General features: G+C 53.1%; 22 protein-coding genes. 13 read left to right on the top strand and 9 right to left on the bottom strand.

The features are described 5' to 3' along the window. Window positions 1-2: 2 nt before the first annotated feature. Window positions 3-968 carry a GNAT family N-acetyltransferase gene (locus tag VOI14_RS03670; RefSeq protein ID WP_323750678.1) on the top strand — a complete coding sequence of 322 codons (966 nt, stop codon included), beginning with the start codon at window positions 3-5 and terminating at the stop codon, window positions 966-968. Here the strand turns inward: VOI14_RS03670 and VOI14_RS03665 are convergent. Further along, complete coding sequence (locus tag VOI14_RS03665; RefSeq protein ID WP_323750677.1) at window positions 957-1,958, bottom strand: LysR family transcriptional regulator; 1,002 nt, start codon at window positions 1,956-1,958, stop codon at window positions 957-959. The two genes, VOI14_RS03670 and VOI14_RS03665, sit on opposite strands and share 12 nt — an antisense overlap. A gap of 234 nt (window positions 1,959-2,192) precedes the next feature. Between VOI14_RS03665 and VOI14_RS03660 the strand changes: the two genes are divergently transcribed. Both VOI14_RS03660 and VOI14_RS03655 read left to right on the top strand, forming a co-directional pair. Beyond that, window positions 2,193-2,963 (top strand): hypothetical protein, encoded by a 771-nt coding sequence (locus tag VOI14_RS03660; RefSeq protein ID WP_323750852.1) that lies wholly within the window; start codon window positions 2,193-2,195, stop codon window positions 2,961-2,963. A gap of 39 nt (window positions 2,964-3,002) precedes the next feature. After that, window positions 3,003-4,994 (top strand): ATP-binding protein, encoded by a 1,992-nt coding sequence (locus VOI14_RS03655; protein ID WP_323750676.1) that lies wholly within the window; start codon window positions 3,003-3,005, stop codon window positions 4,992-4,994. Here the strand turns inward: VOI14_RS03655 and VOI14_RS03650 are convergent. Together VOI14_RS03650 and VOI14_RS03645 are read right to left on the bottom strand one after the other, a co-directional pair. Continuing rightward, window positions 4,945-5,436, bottom strand: a complete 492-nt coding sequence (locus VOI14_RS03650; protein WP_323750675.1) for a MarR family transcriptional regulator — start codon at window positions 5,434-5,436, stop codon at window positions 4,945-4,947. The genes VOI14_RS03655 and VOI14_RS03650 overlap by 50 nt on opposite strands. Beyond that, a complete protein-coding gene (locus tag VOI14_RS03645) occupies window positions 5,414-5,899 on the bottom strand; it encodes a glutathione peroxidase (RefSeq protein ID WP_323750674.1) in 486 nt (161 codons plus the stop codon). The genes VOI14_RS03650 and VOI14_RS03645 overlap by 23 nt, the downstream gene beginning before the upstream one ends. Before the next feature lie 254 nt (window positions 5,900-6,153). Here VOI14_RS03645 and VOI14_RS03640 point away from each other — a divergent pair, with 254 nt between their 5' ends. From VOI14_RS03640 to htpX, 3 genes are all read left to right on the top strand, one after another. After that, a complete protein-coding gene (locus VOI14_RS03640) occupies window positions 6,154-7,368 on the top strand; it encodes a pyridoxal phosphate-dependent aminotransferase (RefSeq protein WP_323750673.1) in 1,215 nt (404 codons plus the stop codon). An 11-nt stretch (window positions 7,369-7,379) separates the two neighbouring features. Next, window positions 7,380-7,853 carry a hypothetical protein gene (locus VOI14_RS03635; protein ID WP_323750672.1) on the top strand — a complete coding sequence of 158 codons (474 nt, stop codon included), beginning with the start codon at window positions 7,380-7,382 and terminating at the stop codon, window positions 7,851-7,853. A gap of 93 nt (window positions 7,854-7,946) precedes the next feature. Then, the gene (gene htpX / locus VOI14_RS03630) at window positions 7,947-8,828 is read left to right on the top strand and encodes a protease HtpX (protein WP_323750671.1); all 882 of its coding nucleotides are present in this window, start codon (window positions 7,947-7,949) and stop codon (window positions 8,826-8,828) included. A gap of 68 nt (window positions 8,829-8,896) precedes the next feature. On the opposite strand, the gene pdxB is transcribed toward htpX, so the two are convergent. The 3 genes from pdxB to VOI14_RS03615 are packed head-to-tail and all read right to left on the bottom strand — an operon-like array spanning window position 8,897 to window position 11,959. Further along, the gene (gene pdxB / locus VOI14_RS03625) at window positions 8,897-10,051 is read right to left on the bottom strand and encodes a 4-phosphoerythronate dehydrogenase PdxB (RefSeq protein WP_323750670.1); all 1,155 of its coding nucleotides are present in this window, start codon (window positions 10,049-10,051) and stop codon (window positions 8,897-8,899) included. Between the two features lie 22 nt (window positions 10,052-10,073). Then, the gene (locus VOI14_RS03620) at window positions 10,074-11,372 is read right to left on the bottom strand and encodes a DEAD/DEAH box helicase (RefSeq protein WP_323750669.1); all 1,299 of its coding nucleotides are present in this window, start codon (window positions 11,370-11,372) and stop codon (window positions 10,074-10,076) included. Continuing rightward, window positions 11,369-11,959 carry an elongation factor P hydroxylase gene (locus VOI14_RS03615; RefSeq protein WP_323750851.1) on the bottom strand — a complete coding sequence of 197 codons (591 nt, stop codon included), beginning with the start codon at window positions 11,957-11,959 and terminating at the stop codon, window positions 11,369-11,371. Before VOI14_RS03615 ends, VOI14_RS03620 begins: the two co-directional genes overlap by 4 nt. 119 nt (window positions 11,960-12,078) lie before the next feature. Between VOI14_RS03615 and dsbD the strand changes: the two genes are divergently transcribed. After that, window positions 12,079-13,962, top strand: coding sequence for a protein-disulfide reductase DsbD (gene dsbD, locus VOI14_RS03610; RefSeq protein ID WP_323750668.1), 1,884 nt, complete (start codon window positions 12,079-12,081; stop codon window positions 13,960-13,962). Between the two features lie 15 nt (window positions 13,963-13,977). Here dsbD and tusA read toward each other — a convergent pair whose 3' ends face one another. Continuing rightward, on the bottom strand, window positions 13,978-14,220 hold the full coding sequence (tusA, locus tag VOI14_RS03605; protein WP_323750667.1) for a sulfurtransferase TusA: 243 nt from the start codon (window positions 14,218-14,220) through the stop codon (window positions 13,978-13,980). Window positions 14,221-14,302: 82 nt separating this feature from the next. Here tusA and VOI14_RS03600 point away from each other — a divergent pair, with 82 nt between their 5' ends. Then, complete coding sequence (locus VOI14_RS03600) at window positions 14,303-14,596, top strand: antibiotic biosynthesis monooxygenase family protein (protein ID WP_323750666.1); 294 nt, start codon at window positions 14,303-14,305, stop codon at window positions 14,594-14,596. Between the two features lie 5 nt (window positions 14,597-14,601). Here the strand turns inward: VOI14_RS03600 and rlmM are convergent, their stop codons facing one another. Then, the gene (gene rlmM / locus VOI14_RS03595; RefSeq protein WP_323750665.1) at window positions 14,602-15,678 is read right to left on the bottom strand and encodes a 23S rRNA (cytidine(2498)-2'-O)-methyltransferase RlmM; all 1,077 of its coding nucleotides are present in this window, start codon (window positions 15,676-15,678) and stop codon (window positions 14,602-14,604) included. 187 nt (window positions 15,679-15,865) lie between these two features. On the opposite strand from rlmM, the gene VOI14_RS03590 reads away from it, so the two are divergent. Next, window positions 15,866-17,668 (top strand): diguanylate cyclase, encoded by a 1,803-nt coding sequence (locus VOI14_RS03590; RefSeq protein ID WP_323750664.1) that lies wholly within the window; start codon window positions 15,866-15,868, stop codon window positions 17,666-17,668. Here VOI14_RS03590 and VOI14_RS03585 read toward each other — a convergent pair. Further along, window positions 17,653-18,303 (bottom strand): alpha/beta family hydrolase, encoded by a 651-nt coding sequence (locus VOI14_RS03585; protein WP_323750663.1) that lies wholly within the window; start codon window positions 18,301-18,303, stop codon window positions 17,653-17,655. The genes VOI14_RS03590 and VOI14_RS03585 overlap by 16 nt on opposite strands. Window positions 18,304-18,524: 221 nt before the next feature. Here VOI14_RS03585 and ccoN point away from each other — a divergent pair, with 221 nt between their 5' ends. The 4 genes from ccoN to ccoP are packed head-to-tail and all read left to right on the top strand — an operon-like array spanning window position 18,525 to window position 21,656. Further along, window positions 18,525-19,955, top strand: coding sequence for a cytochrome-c oxidase, cbb3-type subunit I (gene ccoN / locus VOI14_RS03580; protein WP_323750662.1), 1,431 nt, complete (start codon window positions 18,525-18,527; stop codon window positions 19,953-19,955). 15 nt (window positions 19,956-19,970) lie between these two features. Further along, window positions 19,971-20,579, top strand: a complete 609-nt coding sequence (gene ccoO / locus VOI14_RS03575; RefSeq protein WP_323750661.1) for a cytochrome-c oxidase, cbb3-type subunit II — start codon at window positions 19,971-19,973, stop codon at window positions 20,577-20,579. Between the two features lie 4 nt (window positions 20,580-20,583). Then, window positions 20,584-20,769 carry a cbb3-type cytochrome c oxidase subunit 3 gene (locus VOI14_RS03570; RefSeq protein ID WP_323750660.1) on the top strand — a complete coding sequence of 62 codons (186 nt, stop codon included), beginning with the start codon at window positions 20,584-20,586 and terminating at the stop codon, window positions 20,767-20,769. Next, entirely contained in the window at window positions 20,766-21,656 is an 891-nt protein-coding gene (gene ccoP / locus VOI14_RS03565) for a cytochrome-c oxidase, cbb3-type subunit III (protein WP_323750659.1), read from the top strand. Before VOI14_RS03570 ends, ccoP begins: the two co-directional genes overlap by 4 nt. The last annotated feature ends 65 nt before the right edge of the window (window positions 21,657-21,721 follow it).

Genomic DNA, 21,721 nt, shown 5'->3' with positions numbered 1-21,721 from the left:
CAATGACCCCGAGATTTCGAAAGTACAGTTGGCAGCTAGCCCCGCGCTCCATTCGCGAGATCCGCCAGAAGGTGTTTATCGATGAACAAAACGTCCCGCCAGAACTGGAGTGGGATGCCACCGATGAAATCGCCGATCACTATTTAGCAGTCGACCAGAACAACCGGCCTATGGCTACCGCCCGCCTGTTTTCAGCCCTCGAGGAAACCGGTTACATCGGCCGCATGGCGGTTCTGCCTGAATTTCGGGGAAAAGGTGTGGGCGAAGCGCTGATACGTCATCTGTTGAAAGAGTCTGCTGGCCGCTATCAGGAATTGCGGCTTTCCGCCCAGCAACACGCAACCGGGTTTTATCTGCGTTGCGGCTTTCATGCGTGCTCGTCGCTCTATGACGACGCAGGCATTCCCCATCTGGATATGCGCTGCCTGGCCCCCACCCTGCTCCACCAGGCTGCGGACAAGAGAGCAAACCCTCTAGTCCTCGGCTCAGACACCGACAGCTGGTTGTTCAATCAGGAAAGCGAGCTGGGAGGCCTAATGGACTCCCTGACAGGTCAGGCAAGACAGCGCCTGTGGATTTATGACCGTACACTGGATCATGATCGCTATGACCGTCATCAGCTGCGCGAACTGATATCCTCCGTCGCCCGCAAGCACCATATGAGCGACGTAAGGATTCTGATTCATGATGACAAGCCCTTGGCAAAAAAACGCCATAGCCTGATCGAACTGATGCGCCGCATACCCAGCCGAATACAGCTCAGACTGGTCAACGACGACTACCCGCTCGAAGTTCACCCTTTCGTTATAGCGGATCGTGACGGCCTGCTGTGCCGACACAATTTCAATCAGGCTGAAGGGTTCGCCAACTTTACGGCCGGCCGTCGACTGAAGTACAAAGAAGAGACGTTTCAGCGTATGTGGGACACAGCCCAACCCTCGCGGGAAGTGCGGGAGCTAACGATCTGAACCCATCGCCTGCGGGGATTCGAACTGAGCCCCGAAGGGGGCAAACTCTTCATCCACCTCTTCGGCCACTTCCGCAATCAGTTTCCGCAACCACTGGTGATCAGAGTTGTGCTGAAGCAAAGGACTCCAGGCCATTTTTAGCTCAAAGGGCGGAATTTCAAAAGGTGGGACTTTCACGATCAAGTTCGAGTTATCCTTCTGCAACCAGGCCGCCCGTGAAGGCAAAGTGGCAATCAAATCGTGCTGCTCGGCCAACAACATGGCCACCTGATAGTGCCGTGTGAACACCGAGATCTGTCGTTTACGCCCCATCAACCCAAGAGCTTCGTCTACCCAGCCCAAGCGTTGCACATCCTTTGGGTTCACCCCTACCCCCACACCAAAGCCTGTTTTACTCACCCAGATATGGCTGGCATCCAAATAGGTATCCAAGGTGAAGGGCTCAACCAAAACCGGGTTATGCGCATTCATCAGGCAGGCAAAATACTCCGTCCAGAGGGTTTTCTGGTGGAACGACTGCGGAATCTTGTCAAACCGGTTAATCGCCATGTCCAGCCGACCTTGCTCTACATCTAAAAAGCTCACATCACTCGGGGTGAGCACATCCAAAGTGACGTGCGGCGCTTCCTGTCGAATTCGTCGCAACACCCGAGGCATGAGACAAGATTCAGCGTAGTCACTTGCCATGATCCGGAACACCCGCTGACTATTCTCCGCAGCGAATGGTGTTTTCTCCTGAACAGCTTGTTCGATGTTTGAAAGAATCGACCGCACCAATGGCTGCAACTCTTGTGCGCGTTCGGTGGCCGTCATCCCTTCACTGGTACGCACCAGAATCGGATCACCAAACAGATTTCGAAGCCGCCGCAAACCATTGCTCATAGCCGGTTGGGTGATCCCCAAATGATTGGCTGCCTTGGTCACATTCCGCTCCCTCAGCAACACATCGAGGTAAACCAGCAAATTGAGATCAACACGGGAAATATCCATCAACGACACCTTGAGGTCAGGAAATCAGAACGCTGAAACAACAATTATTCACTCAAATAATATACCGCGTTATCAGAATTCATTAAATCTATACATCGTACACCAGCACCATCGTCGAGCGGACGAATCAAAAGATTTCTGCTAGTCTTTCAGTCTGTTATAACGCAAAATTCAATGGCGCCTCCCAAGCGCTACCCGCTGCCGCCATACTTCATTTGGAGCCACACCCAAAACATGGAAGCGACCACTATCGTAGTCATACTTGCGACCATTGTTGCCATCTCTCTGGTGATCATCGTGGTTAGCCAAATGCGAGAGAAGGCTCGTATTGAGCGCATGCGCAAAATTCGGGGTCAACAGGACAGCTACAACCGAGCTTCCCGACTGCTAACCGAAATTCCCGGCCAATATCTGAATACCGAGCTGAAGCTCATACTGCTTAAACAAATGGAAGATGCTTGCAAAAATCTAATCGCCCTGAAGTCCGACAAGCCGATTGTAGAATGGCTCAACACCATCAAACAAATTCGACAACAAGCAGTTGATAAAACAGATAATTACCCACCGACAAAAATCGATTCACCTGAAAAATCCGAACAGGTTAAAGACAGCTTGAATAACCTCTTCAAGCTGATCGAAAGCATGCATAAAAGTGGGCGGCTGGATTCGGCCACCGCCAAACAAAACCTAAAGTATGTCCTGTTTTTGATCCACAAGAGCCACGCCGACCTGCACGTATTTCAAGCTCGGGATCACATCCGCCAGAATGAAATTCGTAAAGCCATTCACGCGTACCACTCGGCCAGTATGGAAATGGTCAAATCGAAGGACCATCCACTGGCACTCAAAGCGGTAAAGAGTTTCAGAACACGCATAAAAGAACTCGAGGCAAGCTTGCGCGACGATGGCGCCAACGCTGAGCACGGCACCAAACTCGATCAAGAATGGGACCACATGTTGCAGGATGAAGATTCCTGGAAAAAACGGAAAGACTTCGACGATTAACCCGAAGCCTAGCGCGCTAGATAAGGAACCCCTCCCACCGTGTTTAACAGGCTCAAGCAACGGCTTTCGTATCGCCTAACCCGAGATACCGTTTTGGTGGCCATGACATTAGGGCTGCTGCTGAACCTAATCCAAATAACATTGGACTATTTTACCGCGCAAGAGGCGATGGACCAGGAAGTCCGCGCGCTACTCGAAATCAGCCGCAGTCCTGCCTCACAGATCGCCTACAACATCGATGTGCGCCTTGCCGAAGAATTGCTGGACGGTTTATTGCTGCACCCCGCCACTATCGACGCCCGAATCATTGATAGCGACCATAAAACCATGGCCGCCTCAAGCACATCTAGCGCCACCTCCCCCTACCGGTGGATCAGCGATACGTTATTTGGGCAAAACCGCACTTTTTCCGAGCCCCTGCATGTGACCCCGCTCAGAAATCTCTCGCTTGGTCGCTTGGTTCTGACCATCGATACCTATCATTACGGCCTACAGTTTCTAAAACGTGCAGGCAACACGCTCGTGATTGGTTTGCTAAAAAGTCTGGTTTTAACGTTGGCGCTTCTGGCCATTTTCTATGTTGTATTGACCCGTCCTATGATGGGTCTAATCAGAGCCTTAGGGCAGGCCAACGACAGTTCTCCGGAGAAAGTACGCCTCCCTATCCCTGAGAATCATGAAAATGACGAGATAGGGGCGATGGTCGGGATCATCAACGAACACCTTCAAAACATGGAAGTCAGCGTTGCAAAGCTCCGCTCCGCGGAACGCGCCATGAAGAACCATTCGATTCAACTAGAGCATGAAGTCGAAGAACGAACGCGAGAAATTTCGGAAAAGAACACGGCCCTTCAACGGGGTAACCGAGCACTGGTTAGAGCGAAAGAAGATGCCGTGAGAAGGGCTCGTGCACGGGCAAACTTTCTGGCCAGCATGAGCCATGAAATACGCACACCACTGAACGGAATGCTCGGGATGCTTGGGCTCGCAGTCGAAGACGAAAGCGATCCCAGACAAAAAAGCCGCATAGAAATTGCGTCAAAAGCAGGTGAAAACCTGCTAAGCCTTCTGAATGATATTCTTGATATATCGAAAGTCGAAGCGGGCAAGCTAAGTCTGGAAATCATCCCCTTTTCCGCGCGAGATTTAATTAACGAATGCACGACCCTCCATGCCCAGCAGGCCCGGAGAAAACACATTGCGCTGGTCGGCGAAATAGATGGTGATCTGCCGAAACACTTTCTGGGCGATCCAACCCGAACCCGGCAAGTGCTCAACAACTTGCTGAGCAACGCCATCAAGTTCACGGATCGAGGTAAAGTGAGCGTTAAGGCCAGCTATTTATCAGGGACGCTTCGAATCGAAGTCAGCGACACTGGTATCGGGATGTCACAGGAAGGCCTGCACAAGATTTTTTCACCGTTCTCACAAGCGGACTCGGATACAACACGCCTCTATGGCGGCACCGGTCTGGGCTTGACGCTATGCAGACAGTTAGTCGACCGAATGAACGGCAGAATCGAGGTGAAGTCCACACCCGGAAAAGGCACCCACTTTACGGTCACCCTGCCTTTGCCGATTCATGATGAACCGATTCAGGAAATTTTGCCTGCCGAACGAGCGTCTTCTGAGCCGATGCCGTCGATAAAGATTCTTCTGGTGGAAGACAACCATGTAAACCAGCTCGTAGCGAGCGCAATTCTGCGGCGACTGGGGCATAAGGTTGATAATGCGGAAAACGGCCAAGAAGCCCTCGCCGCGCTCCGCCGCGAGAATTACGACCTGGTTCTCATGGATTGCCAAATGCCGGTGATGAACGGCTACGAAGCCACCCGCGCGATCCGGCGCAACCCTCGCTGGAAAAGCCTGCCGATAATTGCAGTGACTGCCAACGTAATGCAGGGAGACAAAGAAGAATGCTTTGCCTCCGGCATGGATGACTACATTATCAAGCCCTACAATCGCGGAGAACTTAAAGCCGCTATTGTTCGCTGGGCTCCACCCGCTCCAGAATCTCAAGAAGATTCCTGAGCTCTCCACGCAATGAGGCTATCCGTGCCGGTTCAACATCAACCCCGCACATTAAGCGTTCCGGCACAGACACAGCCTTAGCGCGCAAAAGGCGCCCCGAGTGTGTCAGACAAACTCTCACCACACGCTCATCGTCAGTCCCTCGAGTGCGGTTTACCAAGGCACGCTCTTCCAGCCTTTTCAACAGCGGCGTCAAAGTGCCTGAATCAAGCCGCAAACGCTGTCCGAGCTCCGATACTTTAGGCGACTGGACACTCTGATCCTGCTGCCAAAGCACCAGCATCACCAAATACTGAGGATAGGTGAGATTCAATTCTTTTAGCAACGGGCGGTAACGCGCGGTAACCGCCCTATTCGCGGCATAGAGCGCAAAACACAGCTGATTATCCAGCGCCATCAGTTGATCGGCTGACGGGGTATCAGAGCAACTTTTCGATGTCATTCCGGATGTCCGCAGGTTTCACCGTGGGAGCATAGCGACGCACCACCTGACCGTTTTTATCGACCAGAAACTTCGTAAAATTCCATTTCACTTTCTCACTGCCCATCAAACCTTTCGCTTCTTTTTTCAGGAAACGATAGAGCGGGTGCGCGCCACCACCATTGACTTCAATTTTCGCGAACATCGGAAAATCCACACCATAATTCAGCGAACAAAATTCGGTAATAGACTCATCGCTACCCGGGTCTTGATTCATAAACTGGTTGCAAGGGAAGCCCAACACCTCTAACCCCTTGGAGCCCAGATCACTGTGTAGCGCCTGAAGCCCTTCAAATTGCGGCGTAAAACCGCATTTGGATGCAGTATTAACGATCAAAAGCACTTTGCCTTTATAGTCCGCCATCGCAACGTCGTTGCCTTTCACATCCTTGGCACTGAAATCATAAATGGATTCATTCGCCATATCTTTCGCTCCTAAACAGTTACGCGACCAAAAATACATTGTGCACAATATAATTGTAAAAAACCACATTCTCAGTGACGACTGAAACCACGCTTGCCGGCGTCGACTTCAGCCTTCAGTCGCAAACTCTCGGCAATTCGCCACAATTGAACACATTTGCCCCTGTTACCCTAGCCCCTCACTCCGCTAGAATAGTTGGCTTGTGTTATTTCGGATAACTCTTCCAGACCGTTTGTTAAGGACCTCTGCACGCCATGCATAACTTCTCCAAATCCGCCAAACTCGACAATGTCTGTTACGAAATTCGTGGCGTGGTTCTGCGGGAGGCGCGCAGGCTGGAAGAAGAGGGGCACCGAGTACTCAAACTGAACATCGGAAATCCTGCGGCGTTTGAACTGGATGTACCAGAAGAAATTCAGCAAGACGTCATTTACAACATGCCGCAAGCGCAGGGTTATGTGGAGTCGAAAGGCCTGTTCTCTGCCCGTAAAGCGGTGATGCATTATTGCCAGCAGCGAGGCATTGCCAAGGTCGACATTGACGACATTTATCTGGGCAATGGGGTCAGCGAGTTGATCGTTATGTCCATGCAGGCTTTGCTTAATACCGGTGACGAGGTACTTATCCCTGCCCCGGACTATCCGTTATGGACTGCCGCTGTCACCCTATCAAGCGGCAAACCCGTGCATTACCGCTGCGATGAACAACAGAACTGGTTCCCGGACATCGACGACATTAAAAAGAAGATCACACCGCGAACCAAAGCGATTGTTCTGATCAACCCTAACAACCCGACCGGCGCCGTCTACTCAGTCGAGCTCTTACACCAAGTAATAGAGTTGGCCAGAAAGCACAATCTGATCGTGCTCTCCGACGAGATCTACGACAAGATTCTTTTCGATGGAACCGTGCACACGTCCACCGCCTCATTAGCCGACGACGTTCTGTTCTTCACCTACAACGGCTTGTCTAAAAACTACCGTGCCGCTGGCTATCGGGCCGGCTGGATGATCATCAGTGGTGCCAAACATCGGGCCAAAGACCTGATCGAAGGCATAGAAATGCTTTCCAATATGCGCCTGTGTGCAAACGTGCCGGCGCAGCTTGCCATTCAAACCGCTTTGGGTGGCTACCAGTCCATCAACGATCTGGTAGCCCCTGGAGGGCGTTTGTACGAGCAGCGGGACACCGCTTGGCGCATGCTGAATGACATCCCTGGCGTCAGCTGTGTGAAGCCTCAGGGTGCGCTGTATCTGTTCCCGAAGCTGGACCCCAAACATTTCCCGATACACAACGATGAGAAACTGGTCCTGGACTTGCTCCTTCAGGAAAAGATTCTGTTGGTGCAAGGCTCCGCGTTCAACATAGACGACCACCAGCATTTGAGGGTGGTATTCCTGCCCCGCAAAGAAGCGTTGGCCGATGCCATGGGCCGACTGGGCAACTTCTTGGAACACTACCGCCAGTAATCGGAGCGATCATGGCCGACATTCATGTGGAAGAGTTTTATAAGGACGTTGCCATTGCCCTGGTCCAGCTTTACGCCGCATTTCCGCGGCGCATTAATCTATTTGTAGAAGACATAGCCGGGCCCGACGAACCGGATGATTTCGGGCTACACAGCAAAAGGCACATGGCCTGTTTCGGCGCCCTGCTCTGGCTGGCTGAAGAGGGTTTTCTGCGTTACGTTGACACCATCCGACAGGAAGCTCTCGATCAGGTGGTCTTGTCACGCAGCGCGTTCACTCGCCTGAACGCGCCCGCTCCGCAATCGTTGACTGACAGGTTTGACTCAGACAATGCCCAGCCCGCTCTGCCAGCGTCAATAGAGCGGGACAGATCTACATACATTCACCTTCTGCGCACTGCACTGAAGAGCGGCAGCTCCAGTCAAATAAGTCAGATCGTCCAATCCACATTCTTCCTCGAGCGCGAGCTGCAGACGGTTCATTAAATCGCGTTCAAACTCTTGAAGACCTGAACCCAGCCCACATATATCGGTCAGACAGAAAACGACGTTTGGCATACTCTTGAACAGGAAAACTCTATGCGCATTTTGTTGTTTCTGGCCACCAACCTGGCGGTCATTCTGGTAGCCAGCTTTACCCTGCGTCTGCTTGGCGTAGACAGCTATCTTGCCCACCAGGGCATCAATTACAGCTCTCTACTAATCTTCGCAGCAGTGTTTGGTTTTGCTGGTTCGTTTATCTCCCTTCTGATCTCCAAGCCCATGGCAAAGTGGAGCACCAAAGCTAGGGTTATTGACTCCCCCCGCACACCCGCCGAACGCTGGCTAATGGAAACGGTAAAGGAACTCGCTCAGAAGGCGGGCATAGGCATGCCAGAAGTGGCTATTTTCCCAGCTACTCAATCCAATGCATTTGCCACCGGCTGGAACAAAAACGACGCGCTAGTTGCGGTCAGCGAAGGCTTGCTTCACAGATTCAACCAAGATGAGATCCGCGCCGTCCTGGGCCACGAGATTGGCCATGTGGCAAACGGGGATATGGTGACCTTGTCTTTGATCCAGGGTGTGGTCAACACCTTCGTAATTTTTGCATCCAGGGTGATTGGATCGTTTGTTGATCGGGTTGTCTTCAAAAATGAAAACGGTCACGGCATCGGCTTTTTTATCGTCAGCTTCGTGGCCGAGATTGTTCTGGGCATTCTCGCCAGCACCATCGTGTTCTGGTTCTCACGCCGCCGGGAATTTCGGGCCGATATCGCGGGAGCGCAATTGGCGGGTCGCGGCGCCATGATTAATGCTTTGGCGCGTTTGAAGCAGGAAAGCGAAGTGCCGGATCAAATGCCAGACACCTTGCAGGCATTCGGGATCAACCGGGGCTCCCGTTCGGGCCTTGCAGCCCTTTTTATGACACACCCTCCACTGGAGGACAGGATTGCCGCATTACAAAAGGCAGCCCTTTGACAGGTGACACTGAACGAAAAAAGAAGGGGCGCAGATGCGCCCCTTCTTTTTTGCACGTGAGATTGTATTCAAATCTTGAGCTTAAAACCCATCGCCCTGAAACAATCCTGCAGAGATTTACTGCTGCCTTTTAGCTGAATTCTCAGGCTGGAACACTCTCGGCGTACCGGATAATCACGGCGCAAGCGATCAAAGGCTTCCGCCCGCTTCTCGCCCGCTTCTTTCATCGCCCGCCTCAGCCGAAGGTCATCTTTTCTCGGGTCATAGCAGGCTCCGAGGGCAAGGCGCAGCGCTTCATCCTCAATGGCATTACGGGTAAAGGACATATTGCTCAGTGCCGGCTCAGGCAAGAACTGACCGGCTTTTTTTCGTACTGGCAGTCCAAGAAAGCGGCACAGAGCCTGGTAAACCATTTCGGTCCCCTGCATTTTTCCTTCAAGGCTGTATCCAGCAATGTGCGGCGTAGCCAGCCACACTTTTTCCACCAGCTCGGGATCGATAGCCGGCTCGCGCTCCCAGACATCCAGCACAACGGTAGGCGCATTAGGCTGTTCAAGCCTGCTCATGAGGGCCGAACCATCAATAACCTCACCTCGCCCCGCATTAATCAACAACTGCTCAGAGCGCAACGCCGCAAGTTGTTGATCAGTCACCATATGATGCGTTGGATAATCCCCGGTACGGGTCAGAGGCGTGTGAAAGGTAACCACATCGCAGGCAAGCGCTTCGGACAGACTAACAAACGCTTCGGCGTTTTCTGGCTCGGCGTGCTGCCGCGGGGGATCGCACAGTTTCACTTCGAAATCTAGGCGCTCCAACATTCGGGCAAGCTCACTTCCGACATTGCCTGCCCCAACAATACCAACACTCAGCGTCGACCAATCGCCCAGCTCTCGCTGATCAGCAAACAGTGAGATCACAGCCAGAACATATTCTGCCACGCTTCTCGCATTGCAGCCCGGAGCAGCCGAAAAGCCAATCCCCTGCTCCTTTAGCCACTCCACATCCACGTGATCGGTACCAATCGTTGCTGTACCCACAAAGCGGACACGAGTTCCTTCCAGCAGCTCCCGGTTCACCCAGGTCACCGAACGAACCAGAAGAATATCCGCGTCCTCAACCTCGTTCCGGATCAGCCCCCGGCCAGTTACCCGGCGAATTTCGCCAATATCTCCGAAAAACGAATCCAGTAACGGAATATTCTCATCAGCGACGATCAACATAACCAGCTCCTTAAAACGCCAATCAGTTGCGGCGCGGACGCTGCGGGCCACGTCCACCGGTATTACGACCACCGCTACTGCGGTTACCCTGAGGCCTGCGACCACCGCGCTTACGGGTGATGGGAGGATTATCCATCGCAACCATCAGATCCTCTTCAGGGACCGCTGTTTTCAACTTCTGACTGATGTAGGTCTCGATTGACGGGAGTGCATAGGAATCGTCTTCCCCGGCAAAACTGACTGAAACGCCGGTCTGCCCTGCACGACCGGTCCGTCCGATACGGTGCACATAATCTTCCGCGTTTTCAGGCAAGTTGTAATTGAACACGTGGGTCACGCCGTTGACGTGAATCCCACGCCCCGCGACATCTGTTGCCACCAACACCTGAATCTCGCCTTTCTTGAACTGATCCAGCGTTTTAAGACGCTTGTTCTGGGCAATTTCGCCAGACATCAGCGACACTTTAACACCCTGATTCTTTAGATCTTCTTCCAGATCCCGGCACTGGTCGCGGCGATTCGCAAAGACAATGGCCTTATCCACTTCCGGGCGCTTGAGGTAATTCACCAACACAGGAAGCTTGTCTTCGTCCGACACCAGATAAACCGTTTGCTCAACTCGCTCAGCGGTTTTCTGCTCAGGCTCAATCTCGACAAATTCGGCGTTTTGCGTCCACATGGACGCCAAATTCAAAACGTCCTGATTGAAGGTGGCACTGAACAACAACGTTTGCCGCTCCTCTTTGGGGGTGCACTTGCGGATGATCCGTTTTACATCCGGGATGAAGCCCATATCCAACATACGGTCGGCTTCATCCAGAATCAGGATATCCAGCTGGTCGAGGAACACATCCTGGGAACCCAGGAAATCGATCAAACGGCCCGGCGTCGCAACCAGGATATCAACGACTTCATTTTGCAGCTGTTCACGTTGCTTGTCGTAATTCATGCCGCCCACTACCGTGACCACATTGTGACCGGTGTACTGGCAAAGATGTTCGGCATCTTTGGCGATCTGCATCGCCAATTCACGAGTAGGCGCTAACGCCAGAACCCTTGGCTCAGAGGCGAATCGGTCGCCTTCTTTTACCGGCGTCTCCAATAGGGTCTGAATGGCGGTAATCAGAAACGCTGCGGTTTTGCCGGTGCCCGTTTGAGCCTGACCGATAAGATCTTCACACGCCAGTGTCCATGGCAGGGTTTCTGCTTGGATAGGTGTGCAATATTCAAAGCCGATTTTGCTGATGGCATCGAGCAATCGCTGATCCAGATTTAAATCACTGAAGCGCAATTTACTGGTGTCTTTTGTATCAATGGTCATAAAGTTTCAGTTGTCCTTGTTTGATCGTATTCGATGCCCGTTGGTGCGATGCGAACCCGGTCGAGGGTCCAGCTCTCCGCAAAACGCGCTGAAGTCTTGTAGAAATGTCTGAGTGTTTCGAAGAATGCTTGCGCCCGTTCCGGCAAGCCATGCTCAAGATAATGCGCAGCCTGTCTATCCACATTACGCCGAAAGGTTTGTTCGTTGGCTGCACCGTTGCCCGCCAGGTTGTCTACGCTGATGTGAAAACGCGATCCAGCCGCCAGCGAAAACAGCCATTCAATCGCTTGCGGCTTGATTTCGACACTCTCGAACGCTTGCTGTTGATCCGGTGTGCGTCCATCGGGGCAGTACCAGTAACCGTAGTCATGTAATGTACGACGGTGCTCACCGGCCAGGCACCAATGAGCAATTTCGTGCAACGCACTGGCAAAAAAACCATGAGCAAAGACAACCCGAGCAAACCCATCAGGTTCACTGACTGGCAGATATTCTGGTTCGTCACTGCCTTTGACCAGTACAGTCCGGTGTCTCTCCCGGAACAGGTCATTAAACAGCATGATAAGATCGTCTGGATTGTGATTCATTGGTTCGCTATTGTGCGACTTTAAAGCAGCCAATGCCAGCGGGAACTTCTGACAGTCCACTCGGTCAATTCCCGACGTAACTTCTACACGCATTGACGACACAGGATATTAAAAGAGCCATGACAGTGTCCCCACTATTTCGGCACCTTATTCAATTAAAGGTGCTGACGGCTGTTGCCGTTGTCACACTACTTACTCTGTTTGTTACCGCCACAGCACAGGCTGCCGGAAGCTCTTTTTTTAACACCTCAAACAACGACTTCCTGCCCGTAGAGCAAGCTCTTCCGTTCAACTATACCTCTGACGCGGGTGCTCTTGTGTTGTCGTGGCACATCGCCCCCGAACATTATCTGTATAAAAGTCGGATCAACGTTACCTCGCTAACCGATGACGTCCAAATTGGACAGCCACAATTCTCCTTACCTGGAACTCTGACGAACGACGAATTCTTCGGTGAGATGACGGTTTTCTTCGAACCCATCGAGGTTCGTTATCCGATTACCCTGCCAGAAGGCGCCACGGAAGCAAACCTGCAAGTAAGCTATCAGGGCTGCGCAGAAGCCGGTTTATGTTATCCGCCTCAAAACCACGAGATACTTTATTATCCTGGCTCCGGCAACGCTCAAACCATAGACAACATACCCTCTTCCACAAGCGCTGAGCCACCAAGCGCCAACTCAGACACCAGCAGCGCCAGTGGGCTCGCAGGCTTTCTGTCCAACCAATCGATCGGGATGATTGCCGGCCTATTCTTCTTGCTTGGTTTGGGGCTGACCTTCACCCCTTGCGTACTACCCATGGTGCCTATTATTTCGAGCATGGTGTCCGGCCAGAATACCCGCACCACCGCGCACGCACTCCTGCTATCCGGAAGCTACGTCCTCGGCATGGCAATCACCTACGCGGCCGCTGGTGTTATTACCGGGCTACTGGGCGCCAGTTTCAACCTGCAGGCGCAACTCCAATCCCCGTGGGTCCTTGGAGTTTTTGCCACCCTGTTTGTGCTGTTCGCACTCTCGATGTTCGACATGTTCGAAATCCAGTTGCCGCGGTTTATTCGCGAGCCTCTTAATGATGCCAGCCAACGCCTGACCGGCGGTCGCGTGATCGGGATTTTTGGCATAGGGGCTCTCTCGGCTCTGATTGTATCGCCGTGCGTATCAGCGCCTCTGGCTGGTAGTCTGCTGTACATCTCCACCACCCAGGACGCGGTAATTGGCGGGGTTGCCCTGCTATCCCTCGGATTGGGCATGGGTGTGCCATTGATTCTTGTCGCCGTAGGTGGGCGCAAGCTACTACCAAGCTCTGGCCGCTGGATGACTACCGTGAAACATTTTTACGGCGTCATGCTGCTGGCAGTGGCTATCTGGCTGGTCGAAAGATTGATACCCGCTTGGGCCGGACTAACCCTATGGGGCCTGCTAATTACCATTACCGCCGTTCAATTGGGCGCTTTCGATGCGGCAAGCGCAGGCTGGGAACGCACCCGTAAAGGTCTCGGACTGGTTATGTTTGCCTACGGCTTGGCGTTACTGGCCGGAGCAGTGAGCGGAGCCAATGATCCGCTCCGCCCGCTTGCCCCTTTTACGGCCGCATCAGGGACTGTACAGAACTTCACACAAAGCCACGCCCGCTTTGAACAAACCGAAGATCCTGAGCAAATTCGTGCCCTGCTCGCCAAGGCAGCAAAGTCCGGACAGCCCGTGATGCTGGATTTCTACGCTGACTGGTGCATTTCATGCAAGGTCATGGAGCGCAACGTATTCAGTCAGCCAGAGGTAACTCAGGCTCTGGCTAGCTACACATTGCTACAGATCGATATGACCGATAACACACCAGCCCAACAAGCTTTTCTGGATGAACTGGGCCTCTTTGGGCCGCCATCCATCTTGTTCTATGGCCGATCAGGCCAGGAGTTAGCACAGGCGCGTATTCTGGGTGAGATGAACAAACAGGAATTCCTTGGCCACCTGAACAAGCTCCCCTCAGCACCCCAGGGGTAACGGCGATTTATCTGATCAGGTATCACAACGCCTGATCAGATACACAAACTCTCCGTCCTGCTCATCATGCCCAAGCAGTTCGTGCCCCAAAAACTGGCAAAAACGAGGAATATCGCGAGTGGTCGAAGGATCGGTCGCCATTACTTTTAACACTTGCCCAACCTCAACATCCGTGATGCGCGTGTGCAACATCATGACCGGTTCGGGGCAGAACAGCCCTCGTGTATCCAATTCCGCGTGAAAATTCTGGTCCAACAAGGGTGGCTTCCTCTAGTTCTCGTGATTTTAAGAATTCGGTGCTAAATTGTTGTTTATAACAACGAAAGAACGGGAGACTTACATGATTCGAGTTTTAATCGAACGTCACATTGCTGAGACACTTGAAGCCGCTTACGAAGATCGCGCACGAAAGGTACTGCAGCAAGCGGTCGGCGCTCCCGGCTTCATCTCTGGCGAAACACTGGTCGATAGCAAAGACCCAAACCATCGCATTACTCTGGCTAACTGGCGGTCCGAGATCGACTGGGATCGGTGGTACCACTCCAAAGACCGTAAAGATCTGATGTCAGAGCTGGTGCCCATGATGGATCAGGATGAAGCCATCACCATTCTGTACCAGAGCCCCATGCCCTGAGAACTCTATTCCAAGCGTTCAATAAAGCAAGTGATCTCTTCTCGATCGTGGTACAGGTGACGGGCCTTTAACGTGTAGTTGAGGCCCGCCTCGTCTAACCCGCGGACGATAATATCCCGGCAAACAAGCCATTCCTCGTAACGCTTCTTCATCGGAAGCTTGAGGTTAAAAACGGTATAACGGCAAAGTCTGCTAGCAACCCACTCTACGGCCAGCTTCGCCGTGCGTTGGGGTTTATCAATGATGTCACACACCATCCAGTCTACTGCGCGTCTAGGCTGCCAGCTATAGCCATCGGCAACCACGTGCTCAACGTGCCCGGTAGCCATCAGATCCGGATTCATAGGTCCATTATCGACGGCCGACACCAGCATACCCTGTTGCACCAGTTGCCAAGTCCACCCGCCCGGCGCAGCCCCGAGATCTACGGCTTTTTTACCCCCGCCAAGATATTCCAGCCAGCGTTCCTTCGGCAAGAATACCTTCCAGGCTTCTTCCAACTTCAACGCTGAACGGCTGGGCGCAGAAGCTGGCAAACGCAGGCGAAGAATGCCATCGGGAAAAGGCGAGCGATTGCCCTCCAGGCTAAAGCCTACGACAGCCGTCCCGAAGTCGCCCAACAGCAGTTCCAATCGTGCCTTGGCGGGCGCTTTGGCATCCGCCTTTAACAGGCCGGCTGCGCGCAACCCTTTGGACAAAGGAGCCACCCACTTTCGTGCAAAATTACCAAGATCCCGGTCATCGTTGTTTTCAGGTAAGCGAACTTCCAGCCGAGCACAACGGTCGCCCTGCCAATTCTGGTCGCGAAGAAAACTCACAATCGCCCCTACACGATCCTTAACAGGTAGCTCGCACTCACCCACAACTGCAAACCAATCACGGGTGAACACCAAGCTGTGCAATACGAGCCGCGTCATCAGCTCCTCAGCGGTCTCGATGCCCGCAATCGTTAAACGCACCTGACCAGAATTTCGCTCGGGCTGAAAGTAGCCAAAAATGCCCTTTTCGGCGGCCTGATCCATCAGTTCCTGTCCCGCTTCCGTTTCAAAGCCGGGCCGGCAAATCAACATAACCTGCTGCATTAATTACCTATGTATCGTATGTATGCCGGAATTATGACGCACCGACATGGGTGAAACTCAACCTGTTTAACAGCGATGCTTGATGACTCTCGCTAAAGTTGAGCTTCATTTTAAACAGATATTGCCCACGATGCTCGGCACGCGGTTTTGGATCCTCACAAGCTTCCTTATATGGACCTGTTTATTCGTGGCCTCCAACACCCTCGCTCAACCCCAATGCCCGACATTGACGACGAACGATGCGCGTGCGCGCCAAACCATTACAAATTACCTCTGCTATGCCGTCACAGCCCCGGGAGACCCCGCCCATTCAGCCATGTCACCTGAGGAACTTCCCGAATCTCTTGATTGGCGGCCTGCGGCTGGGCATGACCTTGTGTTTAGCCATACCCAATCAACCTACTGGATCAAACTCAGCCTAAAAAATGCCAGCACCCAGCAAGCGCTCTGGTACCTGAAACTCAATTACCCACTGCTTGATGAAGTCACCTTCTGGCAGAAGCATGAAGCGCAGCGTGCTCATAGCGAACGCCCGCCTTTAAAAACCGGGGATCACCTTCCATTTGCAAGCCGAGGCATCGATTACCGGTATTACCTGTTGCCCATCACACTGGCAGAGAAAGAAACGCTCACCGTTTATATACGAGTGCACAGCAGCGGAGCTCTCAATGTGCCGTTGAGCCTGGTCACACCGGAAGTGGCGATTGAGAAAAGCAATCATCTGACACTGATCCATGGCCTGTTTTACGGCGCCTTGGTCATACTCGCGGCATTCAACCTGCTACTGTATGCCAGCTCCGGCACCCACTATTACTTTCTCAACGCATTCTACACAGCCGCTATGGCCATGTTCTTGTTCGCCATGGGTGGATTTGCGAACCAATATTTCTGGCCCGGTAGCTCTCAGCTGGCGAATCTGTCGATCCCTCTCCTGCTTGCGGTCATCGCGCTGGCCATGGTCCAGTTCGGCTGGTCCTTCCTGGAGGTGCCGCGGCGCACGCTGTCCGAAAAAACACTGCGAGCTCTGGCGTGGGGCGCCGGAGGGTTGTTGGCCCTGACTCTAGTGATGCCCTACACCAAATCCATTCTGATCAATACCATCTTCGTGCTGACGGTCATTGCGCTACTGTCCATTATTGCAACCGTTCGTTGGCGCCAAGGATACCAGCCGGCGTTTTGGTATTTGGCAGCCTGGATGGTGATGGTGGTTGGCGCCCTCGTTTATGCGTCCGCTGCTTTTGGCTATCTAAGAGATTACCTAGCCAGAGAAGTTATGATGCAGGCCGTGGTTGGCGCTCAGGTCGTACTTATAAACTACGCACTGGTCCACCGTTGGCGACTTTTGAATGAAAAGTTGCTGGACGTCGAACATCAAGCCCGCAACGAGCTCGAACTAAAAGTACACGAGCGAACATCACAGCTACGCACCGCCATGTGTCGACTCGAAAAAGCCAATCGCAAGCTCGAAGCTCTTAGCCTTAATGACGCGCTCACCGGCCTGTACAATAGAAGGCACATGGACAATTTGCTTCCAGAACTGTGCCTTGAAGCTCAGAGAACCCGCAAGCCGCTGACCATCGCCCTTTTTGATGCCGATCACTTCAAGCACATCAATGACACCTGGGGACACGATTTTGGTGACACGTGCCTTCGAATGATTGCCAATATTTTGATGGACCATGCCAAGCGCCCCCGTGATGTTGCGGTGCGGTTTGGCGGCGAAGAGTTTGCCCTGTTGCTACCAGATACCGACACGGACGGTGCATATCGCCTGTGCAACAGCATCCTGGAACATATCCGGCATACAAGCCTTAGCGCACCTAACGCAGAACCCGTAACCATCACTTTGAGCGCAGGGCTCGCGGAACTAACCGACCACAAAAGTGCCCAAGAACTGTTTCAAAGTGCCGATGAGGCACTTTACGCGTCAAAACACCAAGGCAGGGACCGGCTTACTTACGCAAGAAGCGCCCCTCAGAGTACCGCCTGATCGTTTAGAAATTCGCGAGTAACCACCGCTGCTTCACGTACCAAATCCGATTGTTCCATCGGGTGCCGTACCGGAGGAACAAAATCATGGTTGCCACCATCCAGCCAGCAAAGCCGGGTTATACCTTCTATCCCCCCCTGCGCTTTCACGTCCTCAGGTTTGCCAAAAGGATCTCGTGTACCCTGCAATACCAGAAGCGGGCAGGTCACGCTGGACAAATGACTGGTGCGCCAACGATCAAGCTTACCCGGCGGATGAAAGGGATAACCGAAACACACAACGGCATCCACGTCGTCTGCACCTTCGCTAGCGATCACTGAGGCCATTCGACCGCCCATAGACTTCCCCCCGATGGCCAGCTGACAATCCGGGCCGACCTCACCCCGAACCTCGCGGATCTGCTCCCTGAACGCCTCCAACAACACAGGCTGTCTGTCAGGGGGCCGTTTTTTCCCATCGCTACGACGCTTCTGCATATAAGGAAACTCAAACCGGACGCAAGCTATTCCCTGCTGTTCCAGTTCCTGCGCCAATTGATCCATAAAGGGAGAATCCGCTGGCGCGCCCGCCCCATGAGCGAGAATCAAGACTTTTGTAGCACCCTGAGGGTAGCTTTTAGTGGTAATTCTGATCACAACATTCACCTTAATGTTATCTAGCGGTATCATTAGTGACTTGCGAACCCCCTGCAAGACCCTTTTACGAAACAGGAATCTAAGCCAACCCACTGGCAAGGCAGCTGATTCTGACTCACTTGACACCGTTCAGGAGTTGACCTGAGTCATTGCAAAGGGTTCATGGTTTCTCCATACTTGCGGCCGCATAATTTCCCCATCCTGAATCCATTGGTAAGGCTATGAGCACAGTAAATGCAAACCTGACATACAACTACAAGGTGGTGAGACAATTCTCCATCATGACAGTGGTGTGGGGTATTGTAGGCATGGCTATGGGTGTGCTGATTGCAGCACAGCTGGTTTGGCCATCCCTCAATCTCGACCTACCCTTCACCCACTTCGGCCGTCTGCGGCCGCTGCACACCAACATCGTCATTTTCGGTTTTGGTGGTAGTGCCCTGTTTGCAACAGCGTACTACGTTGTTCAAAGAACCTGTCAGGCACGCCTGATATCTGACAGCCTTGCGGCTTTCACGTTCTGGGGCTGGCAGGCGATTATTGTGTCCGCCATCATCACCCTGCCCATGGGTCTGACCTCTACCAAAGAGTACGCAGAACTGGAATGGCCAATCGATATCGCCATTGCCGTTGTGTGGGTCACCTACGCTCTGGTGTTTTTCGGCACCATTACCAAGCGCAGCACGCCACACATTTACGTAGCTAACTGGTTTTACGGTGGTTTCATCATTACCGTGGCCATGCTGCACATTTTCAACAACCTGGCGCTGCCGGCTACAGCCTTCAAGTCCTACTCAGCATACGCGGGTGTTACAGACGCCATGATGCAGTGGTGGTATGGCCACAACGCCGTAGGGTTCTTCCTGACCGCCGGCTTCCTGGGCATGATGTACTACTTTGTACCCAAGCAAGCGGGTCGCCCGGTTTACTCCTACCGTTTGTCTATCGTCCACTTCTGGGCATTGATCGCTACTTATGTCTGGGCTGGTGGTCACCACTTGCACTACTCTGCACTACCCGACTGGGCGCAAACTGCAGGCATGGTAATGTCTCTGATTCTTCTGGCTCCGTCTTGGGGGGGCATGATCAATGGCATGATGACCCTGTCCGGCGCTTGGCATAAGCTGCGCACCGATCCGATCCTGCGCTTCTTGGTGGTTTCCCTGTCGTTCTACGGCATGTCCACCTTCGAAGGTCCGATGATGGCGATCAAAACCGTCAACGCCCTTTCACACAATACTGACTGGACCATAGGCCACGTTCACTCCGGTGCTCTGGGCTGGGTTGCCATGATCAGTATCGGCGCTATCTATCATTTGATCCCGAAGCTTTGGGGTCTGAAAGAAATGTACAGCATCTCACTGATCAACGTTCACTTCTGGCTGGCAACAGTGGGCACCGTTCTGTACATCGCTGCAATGTGGGTTAACGGCATTATGCAGGGCCTGATGTGGCGCGCAGTAAACGCAGATGGCACCTTGACCTACAGCTTCGTGGAAGCACTGGAAGCCTCTTACCCGGGTTACTTCGTCCGCTTCATCGGTGGTGCCACCTTCTTGGCTGGCATGCTGATCATGGCTTACAACGTCTTCATGACTGTGCGCCAGAAAGAAGCGGTTGCCGAAAACAATGCGGCAACTCAGGCGGCCTAAGGGGAGATTGACCAGATGAAACATGAAACGATCGAGAAAAACCTTGGCTTGATGATCGCGCTGATCATCTTCACCATCAGTGGCGGCTTTCTAGCCGAAGTTGTTCCCCTCTTCTTCCACAAAGAAGTGAACGAGCCGATTGAAGGCCTTGAGCCTCTATCAGCACTGGAACTGGAAGGCCGGGACATCTATATCCGGGAAGGCTGTCACGTATGTCACACCCAGCAGATCCGTCCCTTCCGTGCGGAAACTGAGCGCTACGGCCACTACTCCGTTGCGGGCGAATTCGTATACGATCGTCCGTTCCTGTGGGGCTCCAAGCGCACAGGGCCAGACCTGGCCCGTGTCGGCGGTCGTTATTCGGATGCATGGCAGCGCCAGCATCTGTTCGACCCGCGCAGCGTAGTTCCCGAATCCAATATGCCAGCGTTTCCCTGGCTGTTCGAGAACCGTGCTGATCACGGCTCAATCGAGGCACGCATGACAACCTTGCAGACCCTCGGCGTTCCATATACCGACGAGCAAATTGCCGGTGCAGCAGACGAGCTGAAAGGCAAATTTGAAATTGAAGCACTGGTCGCATACCTGCAGCAGTTAGGCACTGTGCTTTCAGAGAAACGGTGATCCCATGGATATCAATGAGTTACGCGGAATTCACTCTCTCTTGGTAATGGCAGCGTTCTTCGGCATCATCTGGTGGGCATACAGCGCCCACCGCAAGAAAGCCAATGAAGAGGCGGCACAACTGCCCTTCGATGATGACGAAGTGGATAAGCGTACGCTCGAACAGGAAAAAACGGAGAAGAAACAATGAGTACCTTTTGGAGCGTCTGGGTCATAGTGATCGTGCTCGGTACCATATTCGGCTGCGCTTGGCTGCTGTTTGCCACCCGCAAAGGTCAGACAACCGACACCGAAACCGAAAACACCACGGGCCATTCGTACGATGGCATCGAAGAGTATGACAACCCACTGCCAAAGTGGTGGTTCTACCTGTATCTGGGCACCTGCGTATTTGCGCTGGGTTATCTGGCTCTCTATCCCGGCCTAGGCAACTACCAAGGTCTGCTGGGCTGGACATCCACTAACCAGTGGGAAGCCGAAGTTCAGGAAGCCGATGAAAAATACGGCCCGATCTACGCGCAGTTTGGCGAAACGGAAATTACCGAACTCGCTCAGAACGAAGATGCCATGAAAATCGGCCAGCGCTTGTTCGCGAACAACTGCGCGGTATGCCATGGCTCAGCAGCTCGTGGACAGGTTGGCTTCCCTAATCTGACCGACGATGATTGGCTGTGGGGCGGTGAACCAGAGCAGATTCTGCATACCATCGCCAAGGGTCGCCAAGGCAACATGACCCCCAAAGGCGTGATGCCCAACATGAGCAATGAGCAGGTCGACCAGGTGGTCAACTACGTTCTGAGCTTCAGCGGTCGTGAGAAAGACGCAGAAGCTGCTGAAGCTGGTGCGGCTGTATTCGCACAGGCTTGTACAGCGTGTCACGGCGCGGAAGGTAAAGGTATGCACGCAGTAGGTGCGCCGAACCTGACGGACAACATTTGGCTCTACGGTTCCACTTACGAGTGGATCAAAGAGACCGTTGTTAACGGTCGTCAGAACCAAATGCCCGCTCAGGAAGGTCGTCTGACCGACGACCAGATTCATATTTTGGCAGCGTACGTTTACAGCTTGTCAAACTGAATCTGACCCGGCCGGGTAGATCCCGGCCAGGTCTTTTCAACCCTATATCTGCGCTGCGGGTATAG

The sequence above is a fragment of the Marinobacter sp. genome (assembly GCF_034669625.1).
Classification (GTDB): Bacteria; Pseudomonadota; Gammaproteobacteria; order Pseudomonadales; family Oleiphilaceae; genus Marinobacter.
The sequence above is the reverse complement of the archived record's forward strand: the minus strand, read 5'-3'. Positions and strand labels throughout refer to the sequence as shown.